Below are 21,354 nucleotides of genomic sequence, written 5' to 3' on the forward strand. Positions count from 1 at the left end.
TCAGGCCTGGCGCAATCGCGGGTCGAGTTCGTCGCGCAGCGCATCGCCGAAAAGATTGAGCGCAAAGGCGACGATCAGGATGGCAAAGCCCGAGAAAACCGCGGCCCAGGGGGCCAGGAACAGAAAGCCGCGCCCCTCCGACAGCATCATGCCGAGCGAGGGCACCGGCGGCTGGGTGCCGAGCCCGAGAAAGGACAGGGAGGCCTCGACGAGGATGGCCGACGACAGCAGTAGGCTGAATTGCACTAGGATGACGCTGACCAGATTGGGCAGGATGTGCAGGAAGATGATGCGCGCGTCCGAGGCCCCGATCGCTCTTGCGTTCAGGACATAGTCGCTTTCCGCGACCACCAGGGCGGGGCCGCGCAGCAGCCGCGCGAAAATCGGCGTGTAGACGATACCGATGGCCGTCGCCGTCGGGGTCGCGCCCGGGCCGAGCAACGCGATCACGCCGATCGCGAGCAGCATCACCGGGAACGCGAACAGCACGTCCATCAGCCGCATGATGATGCGGTCGGCCCAGCCCTTGTAATAGGCAGCCGTCAGCCCGAGCAGGCTGCCGGCAAGAAAGGCGGCGAACACCGCGCCGCCGGAGATCATCAGCGACGAGCGCAGGCCGAACAGGATGCGCGACAGCACGTCGCGCCCGAACTGATCCGTCCCGAGCCAATGCGCCGCCGACGGTCCCTTGAGACGGGCCAGAATGTCCTGATGAAGGGGATCATAGGGCGCGATCACCGGCGCGAAGATCGCAGCCATGGTCAGCACGACGATCATGCCGAGCGACATGTTGTAGAGCGTGGGGGCCGGAAGACGCGGACCTCGGCGGTGCGGAAGCACTGCGGCGGGCGGTTCGGGCGGGGGGGAGGTGCCACTCATCCCTGGATCCTCGGATCGATCATGGCGTAGATCACGTCGACGATGAAGTTGACCAGCACGAAGCTGCAGGTGACCAGCAGGATGGTCGCCTGGATAAGCGGGTAGTTGCGCTCCGCGATCGCACCCAGGATCAGTCGGCCGAGACCGGGTATCGCGAACACCTGCTCAATAACAATCGCCCCGCCGAGCAGATATCCGGCCATGATGCCGACCGACGTGACGAACGGGATCAGCGCGTTGCGCAGAGCGTGGCGATAGAGAATGCGGCGCGCCGGCATGCCCTTGGCGCGGGCGGTGCGGATATAGTCCTGCTGCAGGGCCTCGAGCAGCGTCGAACGCAGCAAGCGGGCAAGATTGGCGGTAATCGGCAGCGACAAGGCAAAGGCCGGAAGGATCAGCCGCGTGAGATTGCCGAGCGGATCCTGCGAGAACGGCACATAGCCGAGCATCTGCACGCCGGGGGCGACGCTCGACAGCACCAGGATCATGAGGATGCCGAGCCAGAACGGTGGGATGGTCAGGCCGACAACCGACCCCGCCTGCACGAGCGCTTCTCCCCGCCTGCCCCGGATGCGGGCCATCAGGATGCCGAGCGGGATCGCCAGCACGATGGCGGTCAGCAGCGCCAGCAGCGTCAGTTGCAGCGTCGGCCAGACATGGGCCGCGATTTCCTCGATCACCGGCCGCCCCGTCCAGATCGAGACACCGAAATCACCCGCCAGCACGTCGGAAAGCCAGGCGATGTACTGTTCGTGGATCGGCAGGTCGAGGCCGAGCCGGCTGCGAACCGCGGCGATGCGCTCCGGCGTCACCTCCGCGTTGGAGCCGAGCATGATCGCAACGGCGTCGCCGGGGATCATCCGGATGAAGGCGAACACCAGCACCGACACGCCGATGATGACGAGCGCCAGGTCGAAGAGTCGCCGTCGGAGCCGATTGAGAAACAGCATGGATCCTTGCGCCGTTGGTCCGTATGTCGTTCCTAGGGAGGCGACGGTCGCTCCCCGGCCTGCGGCCCAACCGTCAGCCGACACTTTCGGAGAGGCCGTCCGGCACGGGTCCGCCCGGGACCCGTGCCAGCGGTATTCGGTGCTCGCAGTGCAGGCGCGCGCCGGCTCAGTTTCCGAGCGAGACGGCCTTGAGCGAGGCGAGCGACCGGTTCGGATAGATCTGATAGCCGTCGACCTGCGCGCGCATGGCGGTGTAGATCTGGCCATAGGTCAGGAACAGCACAGGGCCGTCGCAGGCGAGCGTCTCCTGCACCTCGCGATAGATGGTCTGGCGCTCGGCCACCTCCGTCTGCGTGCGGCCGGCTTCCAGCAGCGCGTCGAGTTCCTCGTTCGAGTACTTGAAAACGTTGGTCGACCCGCCGGTCTTGAACGTCCGGTAGAAGTAGTCGTCCGGCTCGATCGTGCCCGAGTTGAGCGAGACGAACAGGTCGAACTCCGAGTTCCGCCAGTCCTGCACGAACTGGCCGATCTCCGGAATGTTCAAGGTGACGTTGACGCCGATGGCCGCGAACTGCTGCTGGAGCACCTGGGCCATAGCCTTGGTGGAATCGCGCGGCAGGACGAGCAGCCCCAGATCGATCGGCGTTGTGACGCCAGCGTCCGCAAGCAGGCTCTTCGCCTTGTCCGCGTCCGGCGTGAAGCAGGCGAACTCGCTGGTCGGAACCGCGAAATTCGTCAGGGCGGGAGACAGCGGCCCGCCCGGCCTGCCGGCACCGAAGAGCGCGGCCTGAACCAGATCGTCGCGGTTGATCGCGTAGTTGAGCGCCTCGCGCACCTTCGGATTGTCGAGCGGCGGCCGGCTGACGTTCAACCCGACCAGCGAGTAGGCAAGTTCCAGCGTGTCGGCGATCTCGATGCCCGGCTGCCCCTGCAACTGCAGGGCGTTCACCCCATCGATGTTGGGCAGGATGTGATATTGGCCGCTGGTCAGGCCGACCTGGCGCGTCGCCGCTTCCGGCACGATGTTGAAATTGATGCCATCGAGCTTGGGCAGCCCCTCCTGCCAGTAACCTGCATTCGCCTCAAGCCCGATCTTCACGTTCGGCTGCCAGGAGGTGAAGCGAAACGGACCGGTGCCATCGGGCGCGCGCTGCAGCGTCTCGAGATCCTCCGCGTATTTCGCCGGCACGATCGCGATCGTCGACAGCGAAGACAGGAGCGGAGCGGAGGGAGCCGACAGCTTGAGCACGACGGTCAGCGGATCCGGCGTCTCGATCGCCTCCACCGCCGTCAGCCGGCTGGCAAGCGGTGAGCCCGTCGCCTCGGCGCGAACCCGCGCCAGGCTCGCGGCGACATCCTGCGACGTCATGGTTCCGCCGCTGTGGAAGGTCACGCCGTCGCGCAGCGTGAACGTATAGGTCTTCTTGTCGTCCGAGATGGTCCAGCCGGTGGCGAGGCCCGGAACGATGTTGAGGTCGCCGTCGAGCGCCGTAAGACCTTCATAAACGGTCCCGTCGATGATCTGGAACGACGAGAACGCCGTGACGATATGCGGGTCGAGACCGGACGGCGAACTGTCGACCGCCACCTCCAGCGAAGCGGCCCAAGCCGGGGCCGAGGCCGCGGCGCCGATGGCCAGCGCGGCAGCGGATGCAATGAGGAACGCGCGCAGACTAACCATGAACCATAACCCTCCCGTGATGGATCAATTCCTGATGCGTCAATGTGGTGGCGCGCGTCCCGAAACAGGGTCCGCGTCCCTGCGAGAACTGGCAAGATCCCTTCCCGGGGCACTCATGCCAACACCGTCTTGCGGGCCGTCGCCAAGCATGTGTATGGTAGTCCACCTAAAAACCATTTACAAGTTTCCGGCGATTCAGAGCGGACCAATATCGGACAAATTTCACGGACCCCTCGCAGAACGGGACAGCCGCCTGGATCGCGCGTCCGGATATCGCACCGGAGGAATGGGCAGATGAGTTTACCGGCAACCGCCGCAACCACAAAGCAGGTCGTCCTTGCGGTCGACGGGCTTCGGCTGGAAGCGCGCATCGGAGCGCTGGTGGAGGACGTGTCGCTCGCGCTCGAGGAGGGCGAGATGATGGGTCTTGTCGGCGAGTCCGGAAGCGGCAAGACGATCACGGCGCTGTCGATACTCGGCCTGTTGCCGGCGGCTGCGGTCCGGCATACCGCGGGGGACATCCGTTTTCGCGGTCGCCCGCTGTCGGGACTTTCGGAAGCCGAGTTCAACGCCATTCGGGGCCGCGACATCGCGATGATCTTCCAGGAGCCGATGACCTCGCTCAACCCGATCATGACGATCGGCGCCCAGATCGGCGAGGTGCTCGAGATCCATCGCGGCCTGAGCGGAACCGCGCGCCGCGACGAGATTCTCCGGCTGCTCGATCTCGTCGGCCTGCCCGCAAGCCCCGACCAGCTCGACCGCTATCCGTTCCAGCTCTCCGGCGGACAGCGCCAGCGCGTGATGATTGCCATGGCGATCGCCTGCGAGCCGGCGGTGCTGATCGCCGACGAGCCGACCACCGCCCTCGACGTGACGATCCAGGCGCAGATCCTCGAACTGATCGCCCGCATGCGGGAGCGCTTCGGCATGGCGTGCCTGCTCGTCACCCATGATCTCGGCGTCGTCGCCGAGACATGCGACACCGTCGCCGTCATGTATGCAGGGCGCGTCGTCGAGCAGGGTCCGGTCGCCGCGGTGTTCCGGACACCGCTGCATCGCTATACCGAAGCGCTGTTGCGCAGCATTCCGGCGGCCAATCCGCCGGGTGTGTCCCTGCCGGCGATCCCCGGCACCGTGCCGGCGCCGGGCGCCCGTCCGCCCGGCTGCGCCTTTGCCGATCGGTGCGGCGCGGTGATCGCGCGCTGCCGCGCGGACCTGCCCCCCCGCATCACCCGCGATGATCGGGTGGCCTATTGCTGGAACCCTGCCGCATGACCCCAATGCTGTCGGTCGTTGACCTGGTCAAGCACTACCCGGCCCCCGGCGGCAAGTCGGTGCTGGCCCTCGACGGCGTGTCGTTCTCGCTCGCCCGCGGCGAGATCTTCGGCATTGTCGGCGAATCGGGATGCGGAAAGAGCACGCTGGCGCGCACATTGATGCGGCTGGCGACCGCGAGTTCCGGTCGGATCCTCTATGAGGGCGAGGACGTGATGGCCGCGCGCGGCCGGGCGCTCAAGCGCCTGCGCGGCGAAATCCAGATGGTATTTCAGGATCCGTTCGGCTCGCTCAATCCGCGCCATACGATCGAACGCATCATCGGCGAGCCGCTGGTGGTTCACAACCGGCCCGGCCGTGCGGCGCGCGTGCGCGAGCTCCTCGATCTGATCGGCCTGCCCCAGTCGGCGGCGAGCCGGCTGCCGCATCAGTTCTCCGGCGGTCAGCGCCAGCGGATCGCCATCGCCCGGGCCCTGGCCCTGTCGCCCAAGATCATCATCGCCGACGAGGCGGTGTCCGCACTCGACGTGTCGATCCAGAGCCAGATCATCAACCTGCTCGCGCAGTTGCGCCGCGATCTCGGCCTTGCGATCATCTTCATCAGCCACGACCTGTCCGTGGTCCGCCACCTCAGCGACCGGATCGGCGTGATGTATTTCGGACGCTTCGTGGAACAGGCGAGCGCGGCAGACCTTTTCGCCGCGCCGCGTCATCCCTATACACGGGCGCTGATTTCCGCCGTGCCCAAGCTTCCGGGTGCGGCAGGCGGGCCTTGCGGCAAACGCATCGTTCTGAGCGGCGATGTACCCAATCTGGCTCACCGCCCCGGCGGCTGCCTGTTTCACCCGCGCTGCTATATCGCCCAGGACCGCTGCCAGAAGGATGTTCCGCCTCTCGCCGCGACCCGGCCCGACAAGCCCGACTGGCTGAGCGCCTGCCACTATGCCGACGAGATCGACGGGTTGGTCGCGGAAACGGCGTCCGAAAACCGGTAGCTGCCAGCCGGCCAGATCACGGGATCGGCCGACCGCCGATCAGCACCGAGGCGACCGTCAGATCGGCATTCAGGGCCACGATGTCCGCACTTGCGCCACGGCGCAAATGACCGCGATCGGAAAGCCCGAGCAGAGCCGCAGGCGCCCGCGAGGCCATCGCGAGCGCTGCCGGCAGGGCAACACCGCAGCGCTCGACCATGAACCGGACAGCCGAGGCCATGTCGAGATCGGATCCGGCAAGCGTCCCGTCGGCGACGGTCAGACGACCACCTTCCCTGCGCACGGTTCGTCCATTGAGCTCGAACGTGTCGGCGGCACAGCCCACGGACGACATGGCGTCGGTGACCAGCGTCAGCCGTCCGACCGGACCAGTGCGCGCGACAAGATCAAGCATCGCCGGGTGAACGTGATGGCCATCCGCAATCAATCCGCAGAAGACCGCCGGATTTGCCAGCGCCGCGCCGGCAAGCCCCGGCTCCCGGTGATGCAGTCCGGACATGGCATTGAACAGATGCGTCACGGCCCTCGCCCCGGCGGAAAAGGCCGCTGTCGCGCGTTCGAAATCGGCCGCGGAATGACCCAGAGAGACGATCACTCCCTGGGCGGCAAGCAGGGCGATGTCGTCGAGATCGACGCATTCGGGCGCTAGCGTCGCCACCACGACCCCAAGGTCGGACCGGGTGAGCCGTGCAATGTCGGACGCCGCAAGCGGGCGGATGAAGCGGGCATCATGCACACCGTTTTTCTGCGGCGAGATATGCGGACCCTCGAAGTGGATCCCGACAATGCCGGGAACGCCCGCGGCAATCGCCGCGCCCACCGTGTCCGCGGCACGCTCCGTCACGGTCTGCGCATCGGTGATCACCGTCGGCAGCAATGCCGTCGTGCCGAAACGGGCATGCGCCTGTGCGATCGTCCTCACGCCGTCGACCGTCGGCACATCGTTGAGCAGCACGCCGCCGCCGCCGTTCACCTGCCAGTCGACGAAACCCGGCGCCAGAACCGCCGCCTCCACCACACGGGAGGGAAGCCCCTTCGGCAGGGCGTTGATCGGAACCAGGCCCTGCACGCGCCCCGCCGCGATCACGAGAGCCGTGTCGCGATGCATCGTGTCTCCGTCGAACACCGCCGGAGCGATGAGCGCCATACCGTCTGTCATATCGTCTCCGTCACTTTCTTCAGGAGCCTCGGCCGATCCGGATCGAGCCCCCGCCCGCGGGCCAGGTGGTCCACGAAACGGTAGAACGAAGTGATCTGGCACAGCGGATCGAGGAGGGGGTCGGGAGCGGCGACACAGGGCAGTGCGGTAACGCCCGCCGACCCGCCAACCTCACCGAGCGGATCGGCGACGAACACCCGCGTGCCCGTCGCCGCCAGCCGCTCAACCGCCGAAACCAGACCCGGCCGCGCCGCGTCACGGGACAGGAAAACCAGTGCGCACAGATCGCCGGCAGCGAGCTGGATCGGCCCGTGCATCACCTCGGCGGCGCTGAAGCTCTCCGCGTGCAGCTCGCAGGTTTCTTTCAGTTTCAGCGCTGCCTCCTGAGCGCCCGCAAGGCCAGGCCCGCGCGCAATCACATAGACAGAAGAAGCGTGCGCCGCGACCGGCAGCAGTGCCGACCAGTCGCAGGCAAGCGCGCGGTGCAGGCACTCCGGCAGATCGGCCAGCGCAGCAGCCAGACCGCTGTCGCCGGCCCAGGCATCGACAATGGCAGCGGCGGCGCTGAGCGTGCAAACGAAGGACTTCGATGCGGCAACCGCTTCCTCGACGCCTGCACCGATATCGGCCACGTCGCGCGAAACCTCGGCGAGCGGCGAGGCTACGGTGTTCACGAGCGCGATGGTTCTGGCTCCCTGCTCGCCGGCCATGCGCTGGAAAGCAACCAGATCGGGACTGCGTCCGGATTGCGACAGGGCGAAGGAGACCATATTGGCGAGCCGCAGCCGGCAGCCATAGACCGAGGCGAGCGACGGCCCAAGCGAAGCCACCGGAACGCCGACGCGCATCTCGCAAAGATATTTCAGGAAAGTCGCGGCGTGGTCCGAAGACCCCCGCGCCAGCGTCGCCGCCGCCACCGGCCGCATCGCCTTCAACCCGGCTCCGATCTCCCGATACCGCAGAGCCTGCGCGTCGATCTGCGCCGCGACCCGCTGCGGGATTTCCGCCGTCTCTCGGGCAAGGCGCGTCCCGACATCGCGTGAGGTCTGCTGCACGATCGGCTCCTAGAGCTTCTTCGGGAGGGTCAGTTCGACGACGAAATCGTACTTGTCGCCCCGGTAGTACGAGCGCGTGAACTCGACAGGCCGGCCCGAAGCAAGCCGCGAAAGCCGCTCGATATAGAGCACCGTTTCCCCCTCCTCGGCTTCGAGCAATTCGGCCTCGAAGGCAGGCAGACGGCTTGCACGCATTCGCTGCAACGCCTTTTCAGGCAGCGCCCCAACATCGGAAAGCGCCTCATAGAGCGAATTGCCAAGCGTTTCGAGATTGGGCAACAGACTGGCGGGCACGACAGCGAGTTCGACGGCCAGCGGCTGGCCGTCGGCAAGCCGCAATCGGTGCAGCTTGAGCACCTGCTCGCCAGGAGAAAGCCCGAGCATCATCGCCTCTGTCGGGGTCGGCATGGCATAGGCACGCTGCAGCCATTTCACCGACGGGATGTGTCCGAGCGACGTCATGTCGGCGCTGAAGCCGGTCAGCACGCCGAGCGACTGCTCGATGCGCTCGGGCCGGTCGCTGACATAGGTGCCCGAGCCGTGTCGCTGGCGCAGCAGCCCCTCGCGCACCAGCACGTCGAGCGCCTTTCGGATCGTCACCCGCGACAGGTTGGTGGCGCTTACGATCGCCCGCTCCGGCGGAAGGGCGTCGCCGGGTTTCAGCGTCGAGTCGCGGATCGCATCGCGCAGGTGACTGGCGAGCTGGATATAGCGCGGCGTCGGATTGGTCTCGTCGATCGGAAGCGCGTTGAGAAAAAGGCGCTCAGCTTTGTTCATCCGTGTTTTTTCCTTTCTTGCGGACATCATGCACACCCGCAGGCCCGACATGTCTCGCGGTCATCGCCCGGAACGGGCCTTGCACCCGGCCTCATGCCATGTCATCCAGCGGCGGACGGCCGGCGAGGATCGCCGCGCCGTCGAGCGCATCACCTCGCGGCGGCGCCAGCCTGCGCCGCAGGTCCGGCGCGAGCCAGGTTTCCATGACACTGCCGAGCCCGCCGAGCAGCGACAGTCGCGGAGCGCCGTGCTCGATCAGCGCACGGCAGATGCCATCGATCTTGGCCGCCGCGTCCTGCATGATCCGCCGCGCGGCCGGATCTCCGTCGTCCACGTGTCGGACCACCATCGGCGCGAAACGGGCATAATCCGTCGCCGTCGCTCCATCCATCCATTCGACCACCCTGGCGGGGTCTCCCGCGAAATGATCAAGCAACTCGCCGAGCAGCGCGGTGCGCTCTGCCCGCCCGTCATGGCACAGCATCGCCAGCCGCAAGGCACGCAGGCCGAGATAGGCTCCCGACCCTTCGTCGGAAATCGGAAAGCCGTATCCCCCGACCTTGATCGACCGGCCGCCGATCCGCGCGATGCCGCAACTGCCGGTGCCGACGATGACAATCCCCCCGTCCCCGCCATTGTGTGCGCCGAGGCAGGCAATGACGCCATCGCTTGCGAAAGCGATGCTGCGAAAATCGTGCGGCATGGCCTCCAGTGCGGCAAGCGCGCCGGACCGCGACAGTCCCGCAACGCCGATGCCCGCCCGGATCGGAACACTGCGCGCATCGGCAATGCCGGCTTCCGCGAGCGCATTGGCTGCCGCGAGCGAAATCGCGGCCCAGGTCGCATCGATGCCGAAGCGCGTCGCCGCAGGTCCGGCAAGACCGCGCCCGAGAACCCGCCCGTCGCCCGTCTCGATCCGCGCCCGGCACCCAGTGCCGCCGCCGTCGACAGCGAGAAAGAGCGGCACCTCCGCCCCCTGCGGGCCTGGGATCGCGCTCATCCGCGAACCCGCTCGATGCTGGCCCCGCAGCGCGTGAGCTTGCCGTCGATGTCCTCGTAACCCCGGTCGAGGTGATAGACCCGATGGACGATCGTCTCTCCCTCGGCGACAAGCCCGGCAAGCACCAGCGACATGGAGGCGCGCAGGTCGGTTGCCATGACCTGCGCGCCATGCAGCGCCTTGACGCCGCGCACGGTCGCCATCGATCCCGATTGCCGGATGTCTGCCCCCATCCGCTGCAACTCCGGCACATGCATGAACCGGGCTTCGAAGATTCTCTCGCGGATGACGGATACCCCATCGGCAAGGCACATCATCGCCATGAACTGGGCCTGCAGGTCCGTCGGAAACCCCGGAAATGCCTCTGTCGTCACGTCGACGCTTCTCAGCGGCCCGTCCCGTTCCGCGATCAAGCCGCGGTCGCTCGGGAAGATCCGGATGCCGGCTTCCTCAAGCGCCTGGCAGGCGGCGCCGAGATGTTCCAGTCGGCCGCCCATGACTTCCACCCGCCCGCCCGTCATGCCGGCGGCGATCATATAGCTTGCCGCCTCGATCCGGTCGGGCAGGATCGTATGCGCGACGGGACGCCAGCTCTGCGCCCCTTGCACCAGAATGCGGTGGGTTCCGGCCCCTTCCACGGTCGCGCCAGCCGCCGTCAGGAACGCGGCGAGATCAGCGACTTCGGGTTCGCGCGCGGCATTGACGATCTCCGTTTCCCCGCGCGCCGCCGCCGCCGCCATCATCGCTGTATGGGTCGCGCCGACCGAGGGCGTCGGAAACACCACGCGCGCGCCGGAGAGGCCACCGGGCGCCGCGACCTCGATCACGCCGCCGTCCTGGCTGATGTCCGCTCCAAGGGTCTTGAGCGCCTGCAGATGCAGATCGACCGGGCGCGTGCCGATGGTGCAGCCGCCGGGCCGCGAAATGCGGGCTCGCCCGAGCCTGCCTACAAGGGGGGCGAGGACAAGAAACGATGCCCGCATGCGGCGAACGATATCGTAGGTTGCCTCGGATCCGGCCACCGCCGCCGAGGACAACGAAAGCCGGCCATTTTCGGCCTCAGTCACGTCCGCGCCCAGCATGCGAAGCAGATCCAGCATGGAGGCGACGTCGGTGACAGCCGGGACGTTGGACAGCGACACGCGGCCTCCCACCAGCAGAGAGGCGGCCAGCACCGGAAGCGCCGCGTTCTTGGCCCCGGCAACCTGCACCGAGCCGGAAAAGGGGCGCCCGCCGCGGATAATCAGCCTGTCCAAAACCAACTCCGTTGCTTGCCCGAGACGGACGGTGATATAAATCCAATTATCGTCCACTTCAAACCATTCCACAAGGCCGGCCTCGGCCAACAGAGCGCGGCGAACCGATTTATAGGCCGTGAATTGATCCGGTCTCGCCGATGAACGTCATAGCCAAGTGGTAGCATTTTGGTATTTTTGTATTTTCGATCGAAAGAGCCAGGCCAGGGAGCACGAAATGAGGCAAGGCGGATTGGGCGCACGGCCGCGGACGGAGACGGTGGGACGGCATGCCGCACCACTCGACCAACTGGATGGCGAGGCGATGACGACCGCTCTCATCGAGAGCCAGGGCACAGCGCTCGCGGCGCTGCGCGCCGCGCAGACGCAGATCGACCGGGCAATCGCCATGGCCGCGTCGGTGATGCGCCGGTCCGGGTCGCGGCTGATTTACTGTGGTGCGGGAACGTCCGGGCGAATCGCCCTGCTCGATGCGGTCGAGCTGAAGCCGACCTTCAACTGGCCCGACGAACGTCTGGAGGTGCTTCTGGCCGGGGGCGCGCAGAGTTTCTACGAAGCCCAGGAAGGGGCCGAAGATGACGGCGCTTCCGCGCGCGCGGCGCTGAACGCGCTCGATGTCAGCGCCAACGATGTGGTCGTCGGTCTGGCGGCGAGCGGAACCACCCCTTACGTCCTTCAGGCCATGGAAACCGCGCGGGAGCGCGCTGCCACGACCATCGGCCTTGCCAACAATCCGGGGGCGCCGCTGCTGTCGATGGTCGACTGCCCCGTCCTGCTCGATACCGGACCGGAGATCCTGGCCGGGTCCACCCGGTTGACCGCCGGCACCAGCCAGAAGATCGCGCTCAACACCTTCTCGACCGGGCTGATGGTGCGTCTTGGCCGCGTCTACAAGGGCTACATGGTCGACATGCGCGCGACCAATGCCAAGTTGCGCGTCCGTGCCGTGACGATCGTTTCCGACATCGCCGGATGCGATGATGACGCGGCACAGGCCGCGCTCGATGCGACCGGCTATGACATCAAGCGCGCGGTACTGGTGGCTGCCGGAGCCACTCCGGACATGGCTGCACGTCTGCTCGGTGAAGTCGACGGGAACCTCGGCGCGGCGCTGACACGGCTTGCTGGCGCCTGACCCCAGCGGGGCGGGCTGGTCAATTTCGCGCGCCCCTTAAACCCCATCGTAGCCGGCTCAGTTGAAGCCGTGCTCCGCCATCATTTTCAGCCGGATCTGAAAACCGGACAGAATGTGCTTGCGCGCAGCCTGCTCGGCCCGGTCTCCATCGCCGGCGGCGATGGCCTCCACGATTTCCTCGTGTTCTGCCTGAGCCTCATCGATGCGTCCGCCCGTTGTATAGGTGGAGCCGGGCAGAAGGCTGAGATGAACCCGGAGGTTGCCGAGCGCCTCGATCATGAACTTGTTGTGCGAGGCCTGGACAATCTGCCGGTGCAGCAGCTTGTTGCGCTCCAGAAGCTTGAGCGGATCCCTAAGTTCGCGATCCCCCGCCACCATGTCGCGCAACAGATTGACCTCGGCCCGGGAGGCGTGCTCAGCCGCAAGGCGGGTCGCCATCCCTTCCAGTCCTTCACGCACCGCGAACAACTGGCGGATCTGATCATAGCTCAGATGGGCTATGATCAGACCGCGCTGAGGACCGTGCTCCGCAAGACCCATTGCATGCAGCCGGTGCAGCGCTTCGCGCACTGGCGTTCGGCTGATGCCCAGTCTCTGGGCCAATTCGGTTTCGGTCAGGCGGCTGCCGGGCTGCAATTCGCCTGCCTCGATCAGATCCATGAGGTGATCCAGGGGACTGCGTCGGATCAGCGTGGACTTGGACACCTGCGTCATACGTTTGGCTCGGCCTTTCCCGGCAGTTCTGGCCCGATCGGAGCGGGCGAAATCAACTCCCTTCTGTATACAAATGTTTCCTCTGCGAGGCCAGAACGTTGGCACACAGCCTCCCGGCCGAAGATCGCGGACAGCTATTGCCTCAGACGGTCAAAACCGCGACGCAGCTCATTGATCAGATCCTCCGGATCCTCGAGGCCGACATGAATGCGCACGGTCTGCCCGCCGGGAGACCAGGTCGTGGCGCTGCGATAGACGGACGGGTTGGACGGCACCAGCAAGCTTTCGAAGCCGCCCCAACTGGATCCCATGCCAAACAAGGTCAGTCCGTCGAACATCCGCCCGAGCGCAGGCCGATCAGCAGAGCGCATCACGAAGCCAAACAGCCCCGAAGCGCCGGAGAAGTGCCGCTTCCACAGCTCATGTCCGGGATCGCCAGGCAGGGCTGGATGCATCACCCGAAGCACTTCCTCTTGCTGCGACAACCATTGCGCGACTTTCAGGCCGCTGGCGTGATGATGAGCCATGCGCACAGCCAATGTCCGCAAGCCACGCAGGGCGAGGAAGGCATCGTCTCCTCCAACACAGACGCCGAAGCGCAGATAGGTTTCGCGGAGACGCTCATACTGCTCAGCCCGACAGGCCACGGTGCCAAGCATCAGGTCTGAATGACCCGAGATGTATTTCGTGCCGGCCTGAACGGAAATGTCGGCGCCCTGCGTCAGCGGCCGGCAAAAATAACCGCCGCTCCAGGTGTTGTCGATGGCGGTAACCACATCGTGCCGTCGAGCCGCCTGGCATATGGCCGTCACATCCTGAATTTCGAAGGTCTGCGATCCGGGCGATTCCATCCAGATCAGCTTGGTCTGCGGACGGATCAAGCTTTCGATATCCGCGCCGATGGTCGGGTCATAATACGTCGTCTCGACGCCGAATTTCCTTAGCGTGAACTCGCAGAACTTGCGGGCAGGCCCATAGGCGCTGTCGGTCATCAGGAAATGGGCACCGGGCTCGGCATAACTCATCAGAACGACGCTGATCGCATTGACGCCCGAGGGTGCAACCAGTGCTCTATCGCCCATCTCGAGGGCGCAGATCGCATCCTCAAGCGCGTGGGTCGTGGGTGTGCCCCGGCGCCCATAGCGCAGCTTGGCTCCCTCTTTCGCCTCCAGCGCCGCCAGATTCGGAAAGAGGATGGTCGAAGCGCGATAGACCGGCGTGTTCACGGCGCCGGAATGGAGGGCGGGCGAGCGGCCGGCATGGGCCAAGATCGTGTCATATCCCAGATTCTCTGTGTCCATTTTCGCGCCCTCCTGCGAGGTGCTCCCTATTGAATACCGATGAAAACATATGTATACAATGATCCTGGGGGCGTCAATCGGATGCCAAGCAAGACTGCAATGCCCCCCAACAGAGAGGGAATGAGATGATCAAGACAAAGGTTGTCGGGCTTTCCATCATGGCTAGCCTCATGCTCGGCGTCGCGGGGGCTCCGATGGCTCGGGCCGGTTCGGGCGATACGCTGGCGGCGGTCAAGGCGCGGGGCGAAGTGCTGTGCGGCGTCCACCCGGCTCGTCATGGCTTTGCGGCCCCGGACAGTCTGGGCAAATGGAGCGGGTTCGAGGTCGACTTCTGCCACGCCATCGCTGCCGCGGTCTTTGGCGATGCATCCAAGGTCCGCTTCGTCGCGCTGTCCTCCCAGCAGCGCTTTCCCGCCATCCAGTCCGGCGAGGTCGACGTGCTGGCCCGCAACGTGACCGCGACCCTCAGCCGTGACACGGCACTGGGACTGAACTTCGCCCCGCCGGTCTTCTATACCGGAACCGGTTTTCTGGTTCGCAAGGACGACGGCATCGCCAAGATCGAGGATCTGGATGGCGCGGCGATCTGCATGGCGCCCGGCTCCACCACCGAACGCAACGTTGCCCAGATCTTCGCTGCCCGCGGCCTCACCTACACGCCCGTCGTGATCGAGAACAACAAGCAGTTGGTCGATGCCTATGTCACGGGCCGTTGTGACGCGCTGACCAAGGACAAGGCGGCCCTGCCTGGCGTGCGCGCCTTCGACACCGAAGACCCTTCCGCACATATCATGCTGCCCGGCATCTATTCCAAGGAACCGCTGGCAATGGCCGTCCGCCAGGGCGACGACAATTGGTATGACCTGGTCAAGTGGGTCACCTACGCCACCTTCAACGCAGAAGAACTGGGCGTGAGCCAGGACAATGTCGACGAGATGAAGAATTCGGAAGACCCCGACGTCCAGGCATTGCTCGGCGTGATCGGCGACAACGGCGCCAAGCTCGGTGTCGACAATAGCTGGGTCTATGCGATCGTGAAGCAAGTCGGGAACTACAAGGACATCTACATGCGTCACTTCGGCCCCTACAGCCCCGTCGCGCTGGACCGCGACCAGAATGCGCTGTGGACCGAAGGTGGCCTGCTCTACGGCTTCCCGATGCAGTAAGCCCGCAGGCCGCCTCTTCCGTATCCTCCGCAGCCGGCTCGCCGGATGCGGAGGCTGTACATGCCTTGCCCTGATGGGAACGACACATGACAGACGCCAGTCCAGGCCGGAGCGGAGCACGCCCCGCGCGGAACCTGAAGGACATTCTCTACAGCGAAAGCTTCCGAACAGTGATCTATCAGGTCGCTTTGGCAGCGGCGGTGGCGCTTCTGGGCTTCTACCTCTACCAGAACGTCATCGCCAACCTCAGCCGCCAGAACATCGCCACCGGGTTCGGCTTCCTGGATCAGGTCGCGCAGTTCGAGATCGGCGAGACGCTGATCGCATATTCCTCGCGCGATACCTATGGCCGAGCTCTGCTGGTCGGGTTGATAAACACGCTGACCGTCTCGGCGGCGGGCATCGTCGTTGCCACCGTCATCGGCTTTTCGGTCGGCATCGCGCGGGTCTCGACCAACTGGCTGCTGCAGCGCATCGCCACAGCCTATGTCGAGATCGTACGCAACATCCCGGTCATCCTTCAGGTGATCTTCTGGGCGGCGGTGATCCGCAACCTGCCCGCTCCGCGCCAGGCCATCGAGCTGTGGGGATTGGGCTTTCTGTCCAATCGCGGGCTGACCTTCGTGATGCCGGTCGCCCATGCCGCCCATGTGTGGATGCTGGCCGCACTGGTCACGGGCATCGTTCTGGCCGCCGCCGCCAGCCATCTGGCCAAGCGTCACCGCGAAGCCACCGGTCGCTATGTCGACATGCTGTGGCCAAGCATAGCCCTGATCGCCGGACTGCCGCTTCTCGTCTGGCTGGTCTTCGGCGCCCCCCACGCCATCAGCTATCCGCAACGCCAGGGCTTCAACTTTGCCGGCGGCGCAACCATCAGCCCGGAATTCGTGGCCCTGATGGCGGGAATCTCGCTCTATTCCTCGGGCTTCATCGCCGAGATCGTCAGAGCCGGCATCCAGGCCACTCCCCGCGGTCAGGTCGAGGCTGCCCGCTCCATCGCGCTGCGTCCGCGTTTCATCCTGCGCTATGTCGTGCTGCCACAGGCCCTTCGCGTGATCGTGCCGCCGCTGACCAGTCAATATGTCAGCCTGATCAAGAACAGTTCCATCGCCGTCGTCATCGGATATCCGGATCTGGTCAACATCGGCAACACCGTCATGAACCAGACGGGGCAAGCGGTCGAAGCGATCGCGGTGATGATGATGGTCTATCTCATCATCAGTGTTGTCACCTCGCTCCTGATGAATGCCTACAACCGCCTCGTGGCGATCAAGGAGCGGTAAGTCATGACCACGATTTCCTCACAGATCGCCACCCCGGCCCCCACCTATGACCCGCATGCCCGCATCTCCGGCACTGTCTGGCTGAAAGCGAACCTGTTTGGTTCCATCTGGCAAAGCCTTCTGACGGTGATTGTCGCTGCTGGCCTCATCCGCTTTTTCTGGTTCGTGCTGGACTGGGGCGTGATCAATGCCGTGTTCTATACCACCGATCCCGATGTCTGCCGCGCCGCGACCGGCGCCTGCTGGGCGGTGATCGTCGAGAAGCACCGGCCGATGCTGTTCGGGCTCTACCCCTATGACGAACACTGGCGACTGGTGCTGATGATGGTGATCTACCTGGTCACGGTGGTCATCTCGCTCTGGCCGCGCTTCTGGAACCTGCGCCTTCTGGTCCCGCTCTGGATCTTTGCGACGCTGTCCATCGGCGCGCTGATGTTCGGGGGCGTTCTGGGTCTGCGCTATGTGGCCACATCGGAATGGGGCGGGCTGCCGCTCACCATGCTGCTGTTCACCGGAACCGTCCTGATCGGCATGCCCGTTGCGGTGCTGCTGGCGCTGGGGCGCCGTGCCCCCCTGCCGGTGGCGCGGGGCGTGTCGGTGGTGTTCATCGAATCCCTGCGCGGGGTGCCGTTGATCACCATCCTCTTCGTGGCCGTGAACGTGTTTCCGCTGTTCTTGCCCGCCGGTATGGAGGTGAACAAGCTGCTGCGCATCACCGTGGGCATCGCGATCTTCTTCGCCTGCTATCAAGCCGAGGTGATCCGTGGCGGGCTTCAAGCCATCCCGCGCGGTCAGTACGAGGCGGCCCAGTCCCTCAGCCTCAGCTACTGGCAGACGACGCGCACGATCATCCTACCGCAAGCCTTGCGCATCAGCCTGCCCGCGATCACCAACCACATCATCGCGGCAATGAAGAACACTTCATTCGTGATCATCATCGGTCTCTTCGACATCCTGACAGCAACCACGGCCGTGATGCAGGATCCGCTCTGGCGCAAATTCTATGTCGAAGCGTATCTGTTCGTGGCGGCGGTCTACCTTTTCTTCGGCTATGCGCTCTCGCTCTATGCGCGCCAGGTCGAGAAGTGGATCGCCTCGGGTCGGATCTGACGACCAAAACTGGAGATAAGACATGCCCCAATCCTCCCTTCCAGATCAGACCTCCACCCCTGTCATCAGCATGCGCAACGTGTCGAAGTGGTTCAGCGCCTTTCAGGTGCTGCACGATGTCAGCCTCGATGTGCGCAAGGGCGAACGCGTCGTCGTCTGCGGCCCCTCAGGCTCGGGAAAGTCGACACTCATTCGCTGCATCAACCGGCTTGAAGCGCACCAGTCCGGTCAGATCTTCGTCAAGGGACTGGAGATGACCGACAATGTGAAGAACATCGATACGATCCGCCGTAACATCGGCATGGTGTTCCAGAACTTCAATCTGTTTCCGCATCTGACCGTTCTGGAAAACCTGACGCTCGGCCCGATGCTGACCCGGCACATGAAGAAAGTCGCCGCCGAAGATCTGGCGATGCACTTCCTGAAGAAGGTCCGCATCCCCGAGCAGGCGAACAAATATCCGCTCCAGCTTTCGGGGGGGCAGCAGCAGCGGGTGGCCATTGCCCGAAGCCTGTGCATGGAGCCCGAGATCATGCTCTTCGACGAGCCGACCTCCGCACTCGATCCGGAGATGATCAAGGAAGTGCTTGACACCATGATCGAGCTTGCCGAAAGCGGCATGACCATGATCGTGGTGACGCATGAAATGGGGTTCGCCCGCACTGTTGCCGACAACGTTGTCTTCATGGCCGATGGCCGCAAGGTGGAAAGCGCCCCTCCCGAAGACTTCTTCGGAAACCCGCGCGAGGAGCGGACCCGCGTTTTCCTCGACCAGATCCTGAAGCATTGACCTGCGCCGGCCCGCCGCCGGCGGGCCGGGCATAGCAACCGGAGTTTCCTCGTGACGTCCTTGACGCTTGAGCTTGCAGCGCGCGCTGCAGGCCTGTCTTCTTGCGCCCTGAGCCCGGCGGTGCGGGACTGGGCCTGCCGCGCTCTTGCGGATACCGTCGGCTGCGGGATCGCTGGCGCCAACGAGACTGTGACACGCCTTGCCGCGTCCATCCTGCCGGCCACCACCGGCAAGGCGAGGCTGCTCGGCCGCCGGGGGCATGCACACGTCCTGGATGCTGCCCAGATCAACGGCGTTGCCGCCCATGCCCTTGATTTCGACGACTGCAATCTTGAGATGGATGGCCATCCATCGGTCAGCATCGTACCGGCGCTGCTGGCACTGGGCGACGCGCTGGATTGCAGCGGCAAGGACCTCCTGACCGCCTATGTCGCAGGCGTGGAGGCCGAGATCCGGATCGCCCGCCTTTCGAATCCTGCGCACGCGGAACGAGGCTGGCACCCCACCGTCACCTTCGGCGTTCTGGGGGCCGCAGTCGCTGCCGGCCGCCTGCTCGGCCTGTCCGCCGAGCGCATGTCGGTCGCCCTCGGCATCGCCGCCTCGAGCGCGGCCGGGCTGCGGGCGAATTCCGGCACGATGACCAAGCCCCTTCACGCCGGCCAGGCCAATCGCAACGGCCTGCAAGCAGCACTGCTGGCGCAGGCCGGCTTTACCGCCAGTACCACCGTTCTGGAGCACAGGTTCGGCTTTATGGCCGCATTCAACGGCGGCATCGCCGAGGACTTCGCCCCGGCCCTCGACGGCTGGGGTGAGGACTTCGCGTTGCTCTCCCCTGGAATCGCGATCAAGCAATACCCCTGCTGTGCCTTCATTCACTGCGCCATCGACGCCGCGGCCGAACTGCAGCCGCTGATCGGCGGTGCCGGCATCGAAACGGTTAAGGTGGCACTGCATCCCAAGCGGCTCAAGAATATCGACCGCCCACGGCCGCGCGACGGCCTGGATGCCAAATTCTCCACCCAGTACCTGACAGCCCGCGCCCTGCTTTCGGGCACTGTCGGCTTCGCCGAGTTTGAAGAGCCGCTTCTGTCCGACCCGCAGACACAGGCGCTTTCGGCGCGGATTCATCTAGCCGCGCATGAGGACGCGGATCTGTCCTTCGGCCAGGTGACCGTGACCCTGTCCGACGGGCGCAGGCTTTCCGCCAGCGCCAGCGTCGCCATGGGCCGCAGTCCGGCCAATCCAATGACCGAACCCCAGTTCCGGGCCAAGTTCGACGATTGCGCGCAGCGCGTATTGCCGACCTCGACGATGGCCGAACTTTACACGCGGTTGGCGACGCTGAGCGAGCAACCCTCCGTCCGTCGCCTGACCGCGCTCATGCAGCCCCCCTCGGACAACCACACCCAATCCCAGCCCCGCATCGTCGCCCTTACGACAGAAGAAAGGTAAATGCGATGTCCCTGTCCCGCGAACTCGCCAAGCGGGTTGTCGCCCTTGATCCGGCAAGCTTTGACCCCGAGGCCGTGAAATGGGCCCGCAATGCAATTGCCGATATGATCGGCTGCACATTGCTGGGCGCCCCCACCGCAACGACCGACGCCGTGCTGATGCCCGAACTTTATGGCACCGGCCCGTGCCAAGTGCTGGGTCGCAAGCAGAGGCTGAGCATGCTGGACGCCGCGTTCGTCAATGGCACGGCGGGCCATGCCTTGGACTATGACGACACTTCCAAATCGCTGTCGGGACATCCGACCGTCATCATCATCCCCGGCCTTCTGGCTTTGGCCGAAGTGCGCGGCGCGACGGGTCGGCAATTGACAGAGGCCTATATCGTCGGCGTCGAAGCCGCGACTCGTTTCGCCCGCGGCGTCAACTTCCAGCACTATGAGAAGGGCTGGCATCCGACGGCAACGCTCGGCATCTTCGGCGCGGCAGTGGCCGCGGCAGCACTGATGAACCTGTCCGAAGACCAGATCGCTCACTCGATTTCGATCTCCGCCTCGCTCGCCTCGGGCATCAAGGCAAATTTCGGCACCCCGACCAAGCCGATGCATGCAGGCATTGCCGCCCGCAACGGCCTGCTCGCGGCCCTGGTGGCGGCGAGAGGCGTGAAGGGGTCTCCCGCCGCGCTCGAACATCCGCAAGGGTTTCTCGAGGTCTTCAACGGCGCCGGCAATTACGACCCGCAGAAGATGCTGATGAACTGGTCTGCGCCACTGGATCTGCTCGCCCCAGGGATCTCGATCAAGAAATACCCCTGTGTCTACAGCGTTCACGGCGCCATCGACGCGGCCATCCAGATGCACGACAGTTCCCTATCCGACAGTCTGGCTATCCGCGATGTCCTGGTGCGGATGCACCCCCGCCGTCTGCTGCCGCATGTGCGCAATCCCGCGACCAGTGCCCTCAACGCCAAATTCTCGCTGCCCTATGCAGTGTCGCGGGGCCTCGTGAACGGCGCTGTGCTGCTCGATCACTTCGAGGATCATGCCCTGCACGATCCCGAGGTGACCCGCATCATGGGGCTGATCCGAATGGAACCACATGACGACGACGCGAACGATTACGGTGCCGAGGTGGTGGTGACACTCTCCGACGGCCGCGTCCTGCGCCAGTCGGTTGCCGCCCCGCTGGGCCGTGGTCCCGAAACTCCTCTGCCGCAGGACATGCTGGAGGCGAAGTTCGGCGATTGCGCCCGCGCCAGCCTGACGGAAACCGGCGCCGCAGAGGTGTTTGCCCTGCTGATGCGCCTGGACCAGCTTCCCCGCGCAGCCGACCTGACCGCAGCCATTGCAGCCGCGACCCGTTGAAGGAACGAAAGA

Annotated in this window: 19 protein-coding genes; 9 read left to right on the forward strand and 10 right to left on the reverse strand. The window is 65.2% G+C overall.

Annotation, left to right across the window (positions count from 1 at the left end; all coding sequences use genetic code 11):
- The 3 genes from P2PM1_RS12365 to P2PM1_RS12375 all read right to left on the reverse strand — a co-directional run bounded on the left by P2PM1_RS12365 (position 1) and on the right by P2PM1_RS12375 (position 3,510).
- Positions 1-879: an ABC transporter permease gene (locus P2PM1_RS12365; protein ID WP_186399241.1), complete on the reverse strand. Its 879-nt coding sequence runs from the start codon at positions 877-879 to the stop codon at positions 1-3.
- Entirely contained in the window at positions 876-1,829 is a 954-nt protein-coding gene (locus P2PM1_RS12370) for an ABC transporter permease (protein WP_186395359.1), read from the reverse strand. The genes P2PM1_RS12365 and P2PM1_RS12370 overlap by 4 nt, the downstream gene beginning before the upstream one ends.
- A 166-nt stretch (positions 1,830-1,995) precedes the next feature.
- Entirely contained in the window at positions 1,996-3,510 is a 1,515-nt protein-coding gene (locus tag P2PM1_RS12375; protein ID WP_186399242.1) for an ABC transporter substrate-binding protein, read from the reverse strand.
- Between the two features lie 294 nt (positions 3,511-3,804).
- On the opposite strand from P2PM1_RS12375, the gene P2PM1_RS12380 reads away from it, so the two are divergent.
- Both P2PM1_RS12380 and P2PM1_RS12385 read left to right on the forward strand, forming a co-directional pair.
- Positions 3,805-4,788 (forward strand): ABC transporter ATP-binding protein, encoded by a 984-nt coding sequence (locus P2PM1_RS12380; RefSeq protein WP_186399243.1) that lies wholly within the window; start codon positions 3,805-3,807, stop codon positions 4,786-4,788.
- Positions 4,785-5,783 (forward strand): ABC transporter ATP-binding protein, encoded by a 999-nt coding sequence (locus P2PM1_RS12385; RefSeq protein ID WP_186388659.1) that lies wholly within the window; start codon positions 4,785-4,787, stop codon positions 5,781-5,783. Before P2PM1_RS12380 ends, P2PM1_RS12385 begins: the two co-directional genes overlap by 4 nt.
- A 16-nt stretch (positions 5,784-5,799) precedes the next feature.
- Here the strand turns inward: P2PM1_RS12385 and nagA are convergent, their stop codons facing one another.
- The 5 genes from nagA to murA form a co-directional block, all read right to left on the reverse strand.
- Positions 5,800-6,942, reverse strand: a complete 1,143-nt coding sequence (gene nagA / locus P2PM1_RS12390; protein WP_186395363.1) for an N-acetylglucosamine-6-phosphate deacetylase — start codon at positions 6,940-6,942, stop codon at positions 5,800-5,802.
- Entirely contained in the window at positions 6,939-7,868 is a 930-nt protein-coding gene (locus P2PM1_RS12395; RefSeq protein ID WP_244301510.1) for an SIS domain-containing protein, read from the reverse strand. The genes nagA and P2PM1_RS12395 overlap by 4 nt, the downstream gene beginning before the upstream one ends.
- Positions 7,869-8,006: 138 nt before the next feature.
- A complete protein-coding gene (locus P2PM1_RS12400) occupies positions 8,007-8,774 on the reverse strand; it encodes a GntR family transcriptional regulator (protein ID WP_186399245.1) in 768 nt (255 codons plus the stop codon).
- A 91-nt stretch (positions 8,775-8,865) separates the two neighbouring features.
- Positions 8,866-9,774, reverse strand: coding sequence for a BadF/BadG/BcrA/BcrD ATPase family protein (locus tag P2PM1_RS12405; protein ID WP_186399246.1), 909 nt, complete (start codon positions 9,772-9,774; stop codon positions 8,866-8,868).
- Complete coding sequence (gene murA / locus P2PM1_RS12410) at positions 9,771-11,030, reverse strand: UDP-N-acetylglucosamine 1-carboxyvinyltransferase (protein WP_186395466.1); 1,260 nt, start codon at positions 11,028-11,030, stop codon at positions 9,771-9,773. Before murA ends, P2PM1_RS12405 begins: the two co-directional genes overlap by 4 nt.
- A gap of 217 nt (positions 11,031-11,247) precedes the next feature.
- On the opposite strand from murA, the gene P2PM1_RS12415 reads away from it, so the two are divergent.
- Positions 11,248-12,165: an N-acetylmuramic acid 6-phosphate etherase gene (locus P2PM1_RS12415; protein ID WP_186388655.1), complete on the forward strand. Its 918-nt coding sequence runs from the start codon at positions 11,248-11,250 to the stop codon at positions 12,163-12,165.
- A 57-nt stretch (positions 12,166-12,222) separates the two neighbouring features.
- On the opposite strand, the gene P2PM1_RS25695 is transcribed toward P2PM1_RS12415, so the two are convergent.
- Positions 12,223-12,825 (reverse strand): GntR family transcriptional regulator, encoded by a 603-nt coding sequence (locus P2PM1_RS25695; protein ID WP_256376467.1) that lies wholly within the window; start codon positions 12,823-12,825, stop codon positions 12,223-12,225.
- A 188-nt stretch (positions 12,826-13,013) separates the two neighbouring features.
- On the reverse strand, positions 13,014-14,180 hold the full coding sequence (metC, locus tag P2PM1_RS12425; RefSeq protein ID WP_186388653.1) for a cystathionine beta-lyase: 1,167 nt from the start codon (positions 14,178-14,180) through the stop codon (positions 13,014-13,016).
- Between the two features lie 155 nt (positions 14,181-14,335).
- On the opposite strand from metC, the gene P2PM1_RS12430 reads away from it, so the two are divergent.
- The 6 genes from P2PM1_RS12430 to P2PM1_RS12455 all read left to right on the forward strand — a co-directional run bounded on the left by P2PM1_RS12430 (position 14,336) and on the right by P2PM1_RS12455 (position 21,342).
- Entirely contained in the window at positions 14,336-15,346 is a 1,011-nt protein-coding gene (locus P2PM1_RS12430; protein ID WP_371328883.1) for an amino acid ABC transporter substrate-binding protein, read from the forward strand.
- Between the two features lie 86 nt (positions 15,347-15,432).
- Complete coding sequence (locus tag P2PM1_RS12435) at positions 15,433-16,629, forward strand: amino acid ABC transporter permease (RefSeq protein ID WP_186388651.1); 1,197 nt, start codon at positions 15,433-15,435, stop codon at positions 16,627-16,629.
- A gap of 3 nt (positions 16,630-16,632) precedes the next feature.
- A complete protein-coding gene (locus P2PM1_RS12440; RefSeq protein ID WP_186388650.1) occupies positions 16,633-17,739 on the forward strand; it encodes an amino acid ABC transporter permease in 1,107 nt (368 codons plus the stop codon).
- A gap of 22 nt (positions 17,740-17,761) precedes the next feature.
- Positions 17,762-18,529, forward strand: coding sequence for an amino acid ABC transporter ATP-binding protein (locus P2PM1_RS12445; protein WP_186388649.1), 768 nt, complete (start codon positions 17,762-17,764; stop codon positions 18,527-18,529).
- A gap of 51 nt (positions 18,530-18,580) precedes the next feature.
- Positions 18,581-19,981: an MmgE/PrpD family protein gene (locus P2PM1_RS12450; protein ID WP_186395370.1), complete on the forward strand. Its 1,401-nt coding sequence runs from the start codon at positions 18,581-18,583 to the stop codon at positions 19,979-19,981.
- Between the two features lie 5 nt (positions 19,982-19,986).
- Positions 19,987-21,342: an MmgE/PrpD family protein gene (locus tag P2PM1_RS12455; RefSeq protein WP_186388647.1), complete on the forward strand. Its 1,356-nt coding sequence runs from the start codon at positions 19,987-19,989 to the stop codon at positions 21,340-21,342.
- Positions 21,343-21,354 lie beyond the last annotated feature (12 nt).

Source organism: Stappia sp. P2PMeth1, assembly GCF_900185735.1.
GTDB lineage: Bacteria > Pseudomonadota > Alphaproteobacteria > Rhizobiales > Stappiaceae > Stappia.

Excerpts from the sequence above, each read along its gene's own strand:
- P2PM1_RS12365 (WP_186399241.1), bottom strand. The coding sequence starts at position 879 with ATGAGTGGCACCTCCCCCCCGCCCGAACCGCCCGCCGCAGTGCTTCCG.
- P2PM1_RS12370 (WP_186395359.1), bottom strand. The coding sequence starts at position 1,829 with ATGCTGTTTCTCAATCGGCTCCGACGGCGACTCTTCGACCTGGCGCTC.
- P2PM1_RS12375 (WP_186399242.1), bottom strand. The coding sequence starts at position 3,510 with ATGGTTAGTCTGCGCGCGTTCCTCATTGCATCCGCTGCCGCGCTGGCC.
- P2PM1_RS12380 (WP_186399243.1), top strand. The coding sequence starts at position 3,805 with ATGAGTTTACCGGCAACCGCCGCAACCACAAAGCAGGTCGTCCTTGCG.
- P2PM1_RS12385 (WP_186388659.1), top strand. The coding sequence starts at position 4,785 with ATGACCCCAATGCTGTCGGTCGTTGACCTGGTCAAGCACTACCCGGCC.
- nagA (WP_186395363.1), bottom strand. The coding sequence starts at position 6,942 with ATGACAGACGGTATGGCGCTCATCGCTCCGGCGGTGTTCGACGGAGAC.
- P2PM1_RS12395 (WP_244301510.1), bottom strand. The coding sequence starts at position 7,868 with ATGCGGCCGGTGGCGGCGGCGACGCTGGCGCGGGGGTCTTCGGACCAC.
- P2PM1_RS12400 (WP_186399245.1), bottom strand. The coding sequence starts at position 8,774 with ATGAACAAAGCTGAGCGCCTTTTTCTCAACGCGCTTCCGATCGACGAG.
- P2PM1_RS12405 (WP_186399246.1), bottom strand. The coding sequence starts at position 9,774 with ATGAGCGCGATCCCAGGCCCGCAGGGGGCGGAGGTGCCGCTCTTTCTC.
- P2PM1_RS12415 (WP_186388655.1), top strand. The coding sequence starts at position 11,248 with ATGAGGCAAGGCGGATTGGGCGCACGGCCGCGGACGGAGACGGTGGGA.
- P2PM1_RS25695 (WP_256376467.1), bottom strand. The coding sequence starts at position 12,825 with ATGGATCTGATCGAGGCAGGCGAATTGCAGCCCGGCAGCCGCCTGACC.
- metC (WP_186388653.1), bottom strand. The coding sequence starts at position 14,180 with ATGGACACAGAGAATCTGGGATATGACACGATCTTGGCCCATGCCGGC.
- P2PM1_RS12435 (WP_186388651.1), top strand. The coding sequence starts at position 15,433 with ATGACAGACGCCAGTCCAGGCCGGAGCGGAGCACGCCCCGCGCGGAAC.
- P2PM1_RS12440 (WP_186388650.1), top strand. The coding sequence starts at position 16,633 with ATGACCACGATTTCCTCACAGATCGCCACCCCGGCCCCCACCTATGAC.
- P2PM1_RS12445 (WP_186388649.1), top strand. The coding sequence starts at position 17,762 with ATGCCCCAATCCTCCCTTCCAGATCAGACCTCCACCCCTGTCATCAGC.
- P2PM1_RS12455 (WP_186388647.1), top strand. The coding sequence starts at position 19,987 with ATGTCCCTGTCCCGCGAACTCGCCAAGCGGGTTGTCGCCCTTGATCCG.